At 38.9% G+C, this 12,624-nt stretch carries 7 protein-coding genes and 1 tRNA gene; 3 read left to right on the top strand and 5 right to left on the bottom strand.

Annotated elements, in window-relative coordinates; genetic code table 11:
* Nucleotides 1-383 precede the first annotated feature (383 nt).
* Nucleotides 384-1,901 (top strand): M14 family zinc carboxypeptidase, encoded by a 1,518-nt coding sequence (locus tag ACIQ0H_RS14470; protein WP_403415999.1) that lies wholly within the window; start codon nt 384-386, stop codon nt 1,899-1,901.
* Nucleotides 1,902-2,363: 462 nt separating this feature from the next.
* Nucleotides 2,364-3,020, top strand: coding sequence for a CatB-related O-acetyltransferase (locus tag ACIQ0H_RS14475; RefSeq protein WP_403416002.1), 657 nt, complete (start codon nt 2,364-2,366; stop codon nt 3,018-3,020).
* A 711-nt stretch (nt 3,021-3,731) separates the two neighbouring features.
* On the opposite strand, the gene ACIQ0H_RS14480 is transcribed toward ACIQ0H_RS14475, so the two are convergent.
* The gene (locus tag ACIQ0H_RS14480; RefSeq protein WP_403416537.1) at nt 3,732-5,006 is read right to left on the bottom strand and encodes a RidA family protein; all 1,275 of its coding nucleotides are present in this window, start codon (nt 5,004-5,006) and stop codon (nt 3,732-3,734) included.
* Nucleotides 5,007-5,433: 427 nt separating this feature from the next.
* On the opposite strand from ACIQ0H_RS14480, the gene ACIQ0H_RS14485 reads away from it, so the two are divergent.
* Nucleotides 5,434-5,507: transfer RNA gene (locus ACIQ0H_RS14485), tRNA-Arg, on the top strand.
* Nucleotides 5,508-5,966: 459 nt separating this feature from the next.
* On the opposite strand, the gene ACIQ0H_RS14490 is transcribed toward ACIQ0H_RS14485, so the two are convergent.
* The 4 genes from ACIQ0H_RS14490 to ACIQ0H_RS14505 all read right to left on the bottom strand — a co-directional run bounded on the left by ACIQ0H_RS14490 (nt 5,967) and on the right by ACIQ0H_RS14505 (nt 12,203).
* A complete protein-coding gene (locus tag ACIQ0H_RS14490) occupies nt 5,967-6,944 on the bottom strand; it encodes a tRNA dihydrouridine synthase (protein WP_403416004.1) in 978 nt (325 codons plus the stop codon).
* A gap of 214 nt (nt 6,945-7,158) precedes the next feature.
* Entirely contained in the window at nt 7,159-8,283 is a 1,125-nt protein-coding gene (locus ACIQ0H_RS14495) for a M20 family metallopeptidase (RefSeq protein ID WP_403416006.1), read from the bottom strand.
* Between the two features lie 17 nt (nt 8,284-8,300).
* A complete protein-coding gene (locus ACIQ0H_RS14500; RefSeq protein WP_403416009.1) occupies nt 8,301-9,701 on the bottom strand; it encodes a YfcC family protein in 1,401 nt (466 codons plus the stop codon).
* A gap of 432 nt (nt 9,702-10,133) precedes the next feature.
* Nucleotides 10,134-12,203, bottom strand: coding sequence for a sigma-54 interaction domain-containing protein (locus tag ACIQ0H_RS14505; RefSeq protein ID WP_403416013.1), 2,070 nt, complete (start codon nt 12,201-12,203; stop codon nt 10,134-10,136).
* Nucleotides 12,204-12,624 lie beyond the last annotated feature (421 nt).

Raw genomic sequence — 12,624 nt, forward strand, 5'->3', positions numbered from 1 at the left:
GATGTAAGTAGGAAATTTTTTCTTCGACTTTATTATTGAAGATAACAAGTATTATTCCTAAAATAGACACGACAAAAATAGAGGCTGGTCAGAAAATACTGTCTAAGTTCAATGAAAAGTGATGATATCTGCAGTTTTGGAATATTTTATGCAGATTGACAATGTATTATTAAAATATATTATGGTTGTAACAACATGAATTTTAATACTATTCAAATTCATGTAAAGGGGTGAGTAAAAGTAGAATAGAGACTTTGAGCGAAGGGGGAGTTTCAATAAATCGACCAACTATCAAACTATATTCTATGGATAAACAATCAATACAATTTTTCACAGGTGTTGCTGGTTAGTTATTAATGATATTAAAGGGGGAAATGAAAAACATGATGAGAAAACTAAGAGGTTTTTCCGTTTTATTTATAGTCGCGCTACTGATTTCAGTAACCGGATTTGCAACGCCTAGTGCTTTTGCTGCCGAAGATTTACCGAAAACGGGATTTGAAATGCGTAATGGTGAAAGTTGGACAACCCTTGAAGAAGAGTATGATTATCTGACTAAGATCGATGAATTGTCGGATAATGTAAGAGTGACACAAGAGGGTACTTCCGTTTTAGGGAAACCAATCCACCTTATACGAGTTGGAAACCCATTGCTAACAGACGAGGAAATTGCTGATGGAAGAAATATGTTTATCATTGGTACACCACACGGAAATGAGCCAGCTGGACGAGAAATGGCTTTAAGTTTAATCCGTGATATCGCTTTTACTGAAGATCCAGAGATGTTGGCTTTATTAAAGAAGACAACGTTTTTATTTACACCAACACCGAATCCGGATGGACGTCAAGATAACAGACGTACAAATGAATGGCGTTTGGATAATAACCGCGACAACTTAAATCTTACTAGCCCGGAAAACGAATTCATTGCGGGAGTGCTAAGCTACTTTAATCCGGACATTACAGTAGATTTACACGAACGTGGAGGAAATGATCCAGACATCGAGGCTTTGTGGCCGCGGAACCTTAACGTAGATGCAGAGTTACGTGAACTAAACGTTAAATTGGTTGAAGAATATGTTTTCCCAGTTGCACAAAAAGATGGTTGGACAACAGGCTTATACGGAAGTCCTGGTGGAGCTGGTGGAGAAGATGAGCGTATTTTACGTAATATGGGTGCGTTGCGTGGTGGTTTAACGCTATTGACAGAGTCAGGAACTGGAACGACTTTCCAAAAGCGTGTGGATATGCAAAGAAGTGTTACGAATGCTGCAGTAGCGTTTTACCAAGATTATTTTGATGAGATTGCAACAGTTAGAGCGGGTGCGAAAGAACGCCGTACTGCCGATGGTATTGATCCATCCGTACCATTCTACTTAGATGGTGCTGATAACTGGGCGCCAAAGAATATTTTAGAAACAAAACCGATGGGGTATTTATTGACGAAAGACCAGACGAATGATGTAAGCAAGCACATTAAGTTCTTTAATATGGAAACTGTAAACCTTAGTAATGGTACGTTCATCTCGATGAATCAGCCAATGATGACAGTACTACCGTTTCTATTTGATGAACGTGCAAAATACAATGAAATCTCTGCGCTACCATTGTATAGTTTATCTAAACCAGGTACGGCAGCTAACATGAACGCGCAAATTACTCACTTCATAAATGAAGGTGCTTTCGCCGATCAAGTGGCTTCACGTACGTTAGTGATGCATTTATCTGCTGTTAATCTATACGAAACTAATAATGAAGTAGAGAAAGTAGTTAAACATATGAACAGCTTTAAACTACTCCTTGATCAGCAAAAAGCGACTGGCGTCATTTCAAATGAGGCCTTTACTAACTTAACGACTTATGCCGATTTCATCATTGAAAAATGGACAGCTGCTGAATAACTACAAATGGGTGTTCATGGGACCCTGTGACAAGCGAATCATTACGTTGTCTTAGGACGTTCCAAAATGATTATGTGGAACAATAGAAATCTACCAGCTTATACTAAACACATTGTGTTGTAGTGTGAGCTTTTTTTTTGCACATTTCATAGCAACACCGCCCCTCGGTAAATCTGTCATGATGAATTGCCGAAAGCGGACCGTAAATGGTCTGGTGAAAATAAAGATTCCCAAGCATTATTCACCAGTATTTCCTGCGAAAAAATAGTTCGTCAATCGGAAATCCGTGTTGTTGTATAGAAGGGATTTGACAATCAGATGATTAGTTTGTTACGATCTTCCCATCAAAGAGGAAAAGGATGAGAGCGATGGTTCGTCGTTTGAAACGGTTTAAGAATGTTGCTACGGCATTAAGCTTCTAAGTAAAAAAATGTTTAACCTACTTAGAAGCGAGGGAAAAGAATGAAACAACATCAATTTAACCACTGGTCTGAAATTAAGTATCTGAAGGATATTATCACTAATCCAATGATCGAAGTGGGGGAGTACTCCTACTACTCCGGTTATTACGATAACCATGATTTTGAAGATGGTTGCGTTAGATACCTATGGGGAGATGCAAAATCAAGAAAGTTATTTAACCCGATCGAAGATTATGGTTGGCATTTAGATAAATTGATTATAGGAAACTACGTATGCATTGCAAGTGGTGTCATTATTTTAATGGGTGGCAATCACAATCATCATCCTGAATGGATTACAGTGTATCCGTTTGTGGAGCAAATTGAAACGTCTTACGAACCAAAAGGGGATACCATCATCGAAAGTGATGCCTGGATTGGTATGAATGCGATGATTATGCCCGGTGTGACTATAGGTGAAGGTGCAATTGTTGCGGCTGGATCCGTTGTTGCAAAAGACGTCCTTCCCTATACGATAGTAGGCGGCAACCCTGCTAAAGAGATCAGGAAGCGCTTTACAGACGAAGAAATCGACAAGTTAAAGGAAATGCGTTGGTATGATTGGGAACGTGAGAAAATTGAACGTGTCAGTCAAATCTTGTCTAGCTCTTCTATTAACGAGTTATATGACTTTTATGAAAGAGAAATAAAACCATAAAGAAAGCTTCAGCCGCCAAAATTGTATCTTTGGCGGCTTTTTTTAGCTTAGGAAATTATAAAATCTCGAACTGTGGATAAGTTATGACGTACAGATTTCGCGTCTAGGCTCCAGCGCCTAGCCCCTCGAGTCGCTTCAGTCTTGCTGATAAAGGCAAAGAGCGCCTTTATCTTCAAGCCTTCCGGCGCTTGTCGGGGCTGAACAGGCGCTTGCGCTTTTGTTCTTGTAACAAACATGCTATTCTTTCATCTCCAAAAGCTTCAGCACTTTGTGTGTCTGTACTTTTGTAGAGAGTCGGATGAGGACCGCCATACGATTGCCGAAAAAAAGTGTTATAGATAGGCGAACTTACGACAGGAATGGGTTATCGAATGATTAAATCAGTGAAGAGTATCAGTTTCTAATGCAATTCTCAATTATTTTAGAACCTGGTACTCGAAACTGATGTGCTAACCCTTCTTGACTTAAATTTGGAGGTGCCTGTGCGTCACACAAAGACAAACAATTCACGCATCTGGATAAATATACAAAAAAGCAGACATTCGCCAATTTGTCTGCTTTTCATCCTTTTATTATACAATTATAGTGAAATAACTAATTAATTCTGCGCACAGGTACCTGAAATTTAATGAATAGGATATGCGATTTCGCATTCACCATCGGCATTAACAAGTACCTTTGATCGTTCCTGTATTTACAAACAAATGCTTGTTATGCTTTTGGAGGTGTTCCTTCAGCGTGTGATACAACTGCATCGATTTGGATTAAAGCATCATTAGGTAAAGCTGATACGCCAACTGTTCTTCGTGCAGGAACACCGCCTGGGAAGAATGTTTTGTAAGCTTCGTCTACAGCATCAATATCCTCGATATTTTTAAGGAAGATATTTACTTTAACCACATCGTCCATAACGTGGTCGACACTTTCTACAATTGCCATAATATTTTTCAAGCACTGTTCAGCCTGCTCTTTTACACCACCAGCTACCATTTCACCCGTTTTTGGATCCAAAGGTAATTGAGCTGAAAGGTGATTGTAATGAGAGAACGCTACAGTTTGTGTAGATAGAGCACTTTTTGGTGCATTTTCAGTGTTATTTGCCCATATAACGATTCCATGTCTGTCTTCAACAGCTTGTGGGGGTGTACCATCTCCGTGTGACACCACTGCTTCAATTTGTACCAAAGCATCCATAGGTAAAGCTGAAGCTGCAATTGTTGTGCGTGCAGGGACATAGGCTGCGGCCCTGGCGATAGCCGAGTCTGGGAAAAATGTTGTATAAACTTCGTTTACGGCTTCAATATCCGAGAAGTTTTTAAGGAAGATATTAATTTTAACAATATCGTCAAAAGGAACGTCGATACTTTCTAAAATTGCCTTGATATTTTTCAAGCACTGTCCAGCCTGCTCTTTTACACCGCCAGGTACCAATCTGCCAGTTTTCGGATCGATAGGTAATTGAGCTGAAAGATTATTGTAATGAGAGAAAGCCACAGTTTGTGTAGATAGACAACTTGTTGGTGCATTTGCCGTGTTATTTGTAAGCTTTATGAGGTCGCCTGCTTGTGGTGCGTTTGGCTTTGTACCTTCACCGTGTGAAACAAGTGCTTCAATTTGCACCAAAGCATCCATAGGTAAAGCTGCAACTGCTACTACCGTCCGTGTAGGAACATAGGTTGGGAAGAATGTTTTATAAACTTCGTCTACAGCGTCAATATCTTTGATATTCTTAACGAATACAGTGATTCTAACAACATCGCTCATAACATGATCGATGCTGTCTAAAATTGCCTTGATATTTTTAAAGCACTGTTCAGCCTGCTCTTTTATACCACCAGCTACCAATTTACCGGTTTTGGGTTCGATAGGTAATTGAGCTGAAAGATTATTGTAATGTGAGAAAGCTGCAGTTTGTGAATAGGGACCGATATTGTTTGGAGCATTTTCCGTATTTCTTGCTGATACTGTGTTATAGCCGCTAATGATAGTATTCCCCTTTTAGATAAATTATTTAATTGATAATGATAATTATACTGTTCAATATCAAGATATCGAATTAATTATATCATACTTGACAGGTTAACGAATATTTATACATATATTCCCTCAAGCACTTCATAGCGAATTTCGTTAAAAGTTCTCTTCCCTCGCACTAAAATTTAATACCAGATAATTGCAAAAAAGTGAAGGGTGTCACGTTCTCGTTGAATTCTGGATTGTTTTAGAATCTGGTACTCGAAACTATTGAAATCCTCTTATTCAGTGTCACAAGAGGTATTGTAGTTGGTGGTAGAAAAAATATATATATTAAATAAAACCTTTAAAGAACGTATTGAATGTGTTATCATAGTTTGTAGAGTAATTTTGGTCTAAGAACATGATTTGACCGGATTTCTAAAAGTTTGAAACGCACGTCTCAGTAGCTCAGCTGGATAGAGCAACGGCCTTCTAAGCCGTCGGTCGGGGGTTCGAATCCCTCCTGGGACATAAGAGGTAACAAAATGGAGTTAAGTTAGATTCAATAAAAACACCTGAAACATTGTTAATTCAATGTTTCAGGTGTTTTTGTTTTGCGGAGAACCTAGTACTCGTTATTTAACTTCTTTCGGGAAGGTGGTAAATGTGATTCTGTACGATAATGAATCTAATAACCGCAGACATTATAGCGATTCGAGAGTTCAATATGTATGTTGACATAAATAACCTTACTAACAACGCTTAGCGCTTGGGGGATGCATCTCGAGATAAGCCTGATAGAAAACCATTATCGGGGAGGGATTGAACTGCATCCCTCCTTTGTCTTATCGCTTCGGCTACCCCTGCAAGGCGCCTTCGCTGGAGATTAGATGGAAATCATAAATTCAGCAAATATAGAATAAAACCATACATACAAAAAAAGACTTGCTGTTAAAACAAGTCTTTTTTGCAGGCACACATGGTTCTGCCTCAAACTAAATCGTTATCTACTACCTGTTGTACTAAACGGCGGACTTCATCCGTTGTTTTAGTATTCATTAATTCATTGCGTAGCTCGGCTGCGCCTTTAAAGCCACGAATATAGATTTTGAAAAAGCGAAGAAGTGGCTTGAATGGACGTGGTTCGTCTTCTGTTGAATATTTATCGTGAAGATCTAATTGTAAAAGTAATAAGTTGAGATGCTCTTTTACACTATGCTCTTTCGGTTCTTTTTCAAAAGCAAATGGATTGGTGAAAACGCCGCGGCCAATCATGACACCATCCACGCCGTATTGTTCGACTAATTTTAAACCTGTTGCGCGGTCAGGGATATCGCCGTTAATGGTTAATAACGTATTTGGAGCAATTTCATCCCTTAATTTTTTGATTTCGGGGATCAATTCCCAGTGTGCATCTACTTTGCTCATTTCTTTGCGTGTACGAAGGTGAATGGACAGATTCGCGATGTCTTGTTTCAATACATGCGTTAACCAATCGCGCCATTCTTCAACCTTGACGTAGCCTATTCTTGTTTTTACACTAACTGGTAATCCGCCGGCTTTTGCTGCTTGAATAATTTCTGCTGCCACTTCAGGATGCTGTATGAGTCCAGCGCCTTTTCCGTTTGCCGCAACGTTTTGTACGGGGCATCCCATGTTTAAATCGATTCCTTTAAACCCGAGTTTTTTCATATCGATACTCATCTGTTCAAAGTATGCGGGTTTATTGCCCCAAATATGCGCGACAATCGGTTGCTCATCATCTGTAAACATTAAACGCCCACGGACACTCTCTCTTCCGTTAGGATGGCAATAACTTTCTGTATTAGTGAATTCCGTGAAAAATACGTCGGGTTTTCCAGCTTCACTAATGACGTGACGAAACACAACATCAGTGACATCTTCCATCGGTGCTAATATAAAAAACGGCTTCGGTAAATCAAGCCAAAAATTATGTTCGTTACTCATTATTATCTTCTCCTTTTGCAACATCTAAAGGTGATGTTAGCTTTTGCGAGGTCTTTTGCTCATCATAATATACTATCATTATTTTTCTGTTGTTGCACTGAATTAATGATGTGAGCGACTCTAGTGAAGGGTCCAGGTTCCGAATTGTTTTATAACCTGGCACCTGACATGAAAAAAACGGCCCTTGAGGACCGTTTTTTCATGTTAAACGTTTCTATAAAGTACAAATTAATGTACATAACAGTGCTGTGCGGGTTGGTATTTCACTTGCTAGGATATGCTCGTGTCTAGCGTGGATACCTTTACCGACAGCGCCTAGACCGTCTAGTGTCGGCACACCTAGGTTAGCTGTGAAATTGCCGTCACTGCCACCGCCTACGTACGCTTCTTGTAAATCTATGCCTAAATCCTTTGCGACTCTTTTCGCAATTGTAAAGAGCTCACTTGTTTTTTCATTACGGTTCATAGGGGGGCGGTTAATGCCGCCACTTACCTTAAGGGTAATTCCTTCTGTATGCGGTTTTAATCCCTTAATAATGGTATCGATTCGCTGCTGTTCTTCCCGAGACTTGACACGTACATCAATGCCAAACGTTGATGAATCTGATACAACGTTTAGTTTCCCACCACCAGTTATGGAGCCAACATTAATCGTTGTGCCAGTATCATAATCAGTAAGGGATTCCAAGTAGACAATTTGCTGGGCTGCTTCTTTAATCGCACTAATCCCATCCTCATGATTATTCCCTGCATGAGCAGCTTTGCCTTCAATATCAACAAAGTAGCGGGATGTCCCTTTTCTGCCTGTTTTCAATGCTCTGGATCCTTCTACTGGTGGTTCTGTGACTAAAGCAAAGTCGCTACTCTTTGCTTCTTTTTCTATCAAATCTTTGGAAGAAGGGCTACCGATCTCTTCATCACTTGTACACAGAAATACCACTTTTTTTTCTAATGGGATCTGCAAATCTTGAAGCGCTTTCAAAGACCAAATGGCTTGAACGAGTCCGCCCTTCATATCCAGAATTCCTGGTCCAAAGACTTTGTCACCCTCTACTTTAAACACTAGATCTCCTTCGTTCCAAACGGTATCAAAGTGCGATAACAGTAAAATCGTTTCATCTCCTGTGCCAAATTCAAAACGAAGATGATTTCCATAATGCTCTTGCTCGATTACTTCGGCTTTGTAGCCAAAATAGCGTTGGAATAAATGTTGGATTTTTTGATTACACATATCTGCTAATTGCTTATGATTTGATGGAGAATCGCTCTCCACTAAGTATTGAATGTCTGCAAGTATATATTCCTTATTGTCTATCATATATTTTTTAATTTGATCCATAATAACGCTCCTTCACCTTAAAATGGTCCATAATCAATGAGCACAGCGATTGTTATTAAAATAACGGCAACAATCGTCCAGAGAACGACGAGTGGGAAAATAAACTTAACCCATTTCAAATATGGAATTTTCCCGACTGCGAGTACTGCCATTAACACACCAGATGTCGGCGTAATCATATTGGTAATCCCGTCGCCGAGTTTGAAAGCAAGTACCCCTGTTTGTCTTGTGATGTCTAGCATATCAACTAATGGAACAATGAAAGGCATGACAATAGCTGCTTGACCTGTGCCAGAAGTGACGAGCAAATTAAAGAACAAGTTAAAGAAGAATATAGCTTGAGCTCCAACAATCGTCGGCAAATTACTCAATGGTGCAAACGCGGAACTTACAATCGTATCTAATATATTACCGTTTTCAAGTAGAATAATAGCAGCTCTTGCTAAACCGATAACTAAGGCTCCGTAAACGATGCCTTGAGCTCCCTTAATAAATACCTGAATAAAATCATTGGCATTAATTTTTCCGATAAATGCTGCAACTATCCCCATCATAAGGAAAATCGCAGACAGCTCACCGATACCCCATTCAAAATTAAATACACCATAAAGGAATATTCCGATGAAAACAGCGAACGTTAGTAAGACTAATTTATGTCTACCGGTAAATGGTCCATAGTCTTCTGCTTTTTCATCAAGATCATCAGCAAATGGAGTAATGCCCATTAAACTTTTTGCTGGGTCTTTGCTGATTTTTTTTACATAAAGACAAATATAAATGATTGTTACAATAAGCAATGATACAAATGCTGCAAATCGAAGGCTTGCCCCTGAGAATAATGGGAGTTCAGCAATCTTTTGTGCCAATCCAGTGATCACGGGATCAAACGTGCCAGTCGCTACTCCTACATATTGGCCTAAATAAATCATTGCCACACCAACGATTGGATCAAGTTTTAATGCTTTTGCGAGAATAATCCCAATTGGAATAAAGGCAATGACAGCGTTTCCACTTAACCCCGCCATATCCATACAGGCAAAGAGTACAATGAATGTAATGATGAGTGGATACTTCCTGCCATTTGCTTTCTGGATCATGGCATTTATACCTGTGTTGATGGCTCCGGTGTGTTCGAATATAGCCACAACCCCACCAACAATAAGTACCATGAAGATCAAATCTGCACTATCGACCATCCCTCGATGAATGGCGACAAAGATATCCAGTACGGAGGCTGGGTTTGCTTCTGTAGGAGCGTATGTACCATCAATAACGACTTGCCTGCCATCAATTTCTTTTCGCTCAAAGGACCCTGATGGGACAAGGTATGTTGCAATTGCTGATAAAACTATGATGCCAAAAATGATAATAAATGCATCTGGCATTGAAAACCTTTTTTTCTTCTTTTTCTGTTCCAATATGATTCCCCCTTTAAATTACGACAGTATGCAAAGTTTTCGCTCGAAAAGATCACCCGCTTTACGAGTAAGTTTATTTCCGAAAGTTGAATTAGTAATACGAAAACTCGCAACTAAACGTATTGCAAGAATCGTGCCAATTATTAAGGTTAGTAAATTGCTTCTTTAAAAGAGTTTTTAATTTAAGTGAGTACTTTTTAGGTTTGTTTATAGGAGGTCGGTTATCTATAAAAGAACCTAAAAGTGCAGAGGTTGTTGTTTAGCCAAATAGGGGTATTGTTTTTTCGTCATAGTACAATCCTCTTTTCAGCAGTAAATGAAACCAATAAAAAGCATCCCACTTGTTAGAGGATGTCTAACAAGTGGGATGCAGCTCATCGTAAAAGCTGTTTTTTTTCCGTGGCTTTGTTGGAATAACAGTACGTCCAACCGTTAGGATTTTAATCGATTCAGTATTTCCACGCCTAATTCTGTCATCTCTGTCCCTTGTTTTTTGATGCCGACGTTAATACATTTAGCTTTGTGCAATATCGATAATCGATGTCGCAACTGTGAATCAGACAAGAAATAGGGGAGCATTTCTTGAATGACACCTCTCCCAATACTTTTATCTCTCTTTTTACAAATCCACAGTATTTCTAAGATGGATGTATAGTCTTCTATAAAATTGCCTGTTTTTAAATAGAGAAGTGTCTCTTCAATTTCCGATAATGAATTCTCTGACGGATTAACGTTCTTTTGTGATTGCAAAATCTGATGGGGTATATGATTTTCAGTAACCACATTCCCTTCAACAATGACCAGTAAATAATGAATGAAACTTTCAAGTTCTCGGATATTCCCTGGCCAATTATAGGTTAGCAAGAGGTTTTTTATAGCTGGTTCAAAAATTAAATTTCTCTTGTTGACCTTTAATAAGGTGTCGATCAGTATAAATACATCCTGTTTTCTTTCCCGAAGTGAAGGGATCTGCAAGGGTAGAACATTTAGGCGGTAGTATAAATCTTCACGAAATGTACCTTCTTGCATCATTTGATATAAGTTTTTGTTGGTAGCTGCAATAATTCGTACATTTATCGGGATGATTTTGTTGCCACCTACACGCATGACTTGGCGTTCTTGAAGAACCCGTAGAAGGGACGCTTGAATACTTAATGAGGCATCCCCGATTTCATCCATAAAAATAGTTCCATTATGGGCTAATTCAAACAAGCCCATTTTCCCTTCTTTTCTTGCACCTGTAAATGCCCCACCTTCATAGCCAAATAATTCACTTTCGATTAACGTCTCGCTTAGTCCTGCAAAGTTAACCGCTACAAAGGGACCGTCTTTTCTTTCTGAGCTAGTATGTATAGCTTGTGCAAAGATTTCCTTTCCCGTACCATTCTCTCCCGTGATTAACACGGTATAATCACTGTTAGCCAATCGAGCCGCTTTCTGTTTTGCAGATACAATCAGAGGGCTATCTCCAATAATATTATCAAAGGTATATTTGGTTGTTAGACCTAACTCTGTACTTTTTCGTCTGATTTCTTGTTCCATTTTTTCAACTCTTGTAACATCTTGAAACGTAATGACAAGACCTACTAATTGGTTGTTAAATGTTAAGGGAACTTTAGAAACTAACAAGGAGCGATTATTTATTTGCAGTAAGGTATCCAGTTGTTCTTGTTGATCAACAAAAGTCTCATGGATCTGGAAATCAGGTAGAACTTCTTTATAGTTCTTTCCGATGAAGGATAGGGGAGGGAGTTGCAAGATTTGATAGGCATCTTCATTGATCAGTGTAATGTTCCCATTTTCATCTAGCCCTATAATGCCTTCATGTACTGCGTTCAAGACAGAATCTAATTTTTGCCGTAGTCGTTTTTCATTTTGGATGGATAATGATAAACTTCTTCCCATTTTCACAAAATCTCTAAAAAACCCTGCCGTATAAAAGTGTGCTTTTTCTAAAGAAAGATTTAAAAGACGGGCAATATCAAGCATAGTCGTTAAATCAATGGGGCGATTTTCTAAATTAATGATTCTTTTGATAGGATTTGGTACAAGTTCAGCTTGTCCAAATGTAATGGCTACGTCTAGGTTCTCTGCCTGTTCGGGATTTGTTACACCTGGAACATAAGGAATTAACGTTAAATGACCAAATCCAAAGGCATACAGAAGATCAAATGAGTCTGTAGCGACTTCTATAGAGTTAGTAACTAATAGGATTCTTGTTTTAGCAGGCAAAACTAAAAGTTGTTCTAACTTTTCAATTTGAATAGACCTTCGTGCAACCATCACAGGTGTGGTTGTATTTAATGCTCTAATCGATTTTTCAAGCGCTGGGCTCGATACTAAAATTAAATCGGCGCTATGGATACCTTCTTCCTGTAATAGAGAGGTTTCGCGACATGTATGAATATCAATTTTTGAACTAAAAAACATTCTAAGATTTTCTTCAAATGTTTTACATACTTTTTCGGTTTTTGTTACGAGAAGTATAGTAGGCTTCTTCATCATCGTCTCCTTATCCACGATTTCATTTGCACTTATTCTATCAAAATTTCACGTCGGGTTTTGCAACTTCCATTTGTAACCTATAAAAACGATTGTAGTTGTTGCAAAGTTCTTTACCCATCATACCTAGTATAAGTTCTTTTTGTTAGATATGTTGAACTTATGATTCTCACCTAATCTCCAGCGAAGGCGCCTTACTGGGGTAGCCGAAGCGATAAGACTGCTAGTGGTTTTCTAGTAGGCTTATCGCGGGAGGCATCCCCAAGCGCCAAGCGTTGTAGATAGGATTCTTTCAATCAACATATATAGATGCACAGAATTAATTGTAGGAGCGACTGTCGGCTATCCATGTTGCGAACATTTTTTGTGTCTGTCACACCTTACACTGCAAGTTGCTGAATTTGTAAGAAGTGCATGTTCA

Source organism: Sporosarcina sp. NPDC096371, assembly GCF_044762865.1.
Lineage (GTDB): Bacteria > Bacillota > Bacilli > Bacillales_A > Planococcaceae > Sporosarcina.

Excerpts from the sequence above, each read along its gene's own strand:
- ACIQ0H_RS14470 (WP_403415999.1), top strand. The coding sequence starts at position 384 with ATGATGAGAAAACTAAGAGGTTTTTCCGTTTTATTTATAGTCGCGCTA.
- ACIQ0H_RS14490 (WP_403416004.1), bottom strand. The coding sequence starts at position 6,944 with ATGAGTAACGAACATAATTTTTGGCTTGATTTACCGAAGCCGTTTTTT.
- ACIQ0H_RS14475 (WP_403416002.1), top strand. The coding sequence starts at position 2,364 with ATGAAACAACATCAATTTAACCACTGGTCTGAAATTAAGTATCTGAAG.
- ACIQ0H_RS14495 (WP_403416006.1), bottom strand. The coding sequence starts at position 8,283 with ATGGATCAAATTAAAAAATATATGATAGACAATAAGGAATATATACTT.
- ACIQ0H_RS14505 (WP_403416013.1), bottom strand. The coding sequence starts at position 12,203 with ATGAAGAAGCCTACTATACTTCTCGTAACAAAAACCGAAAAAGTATGT.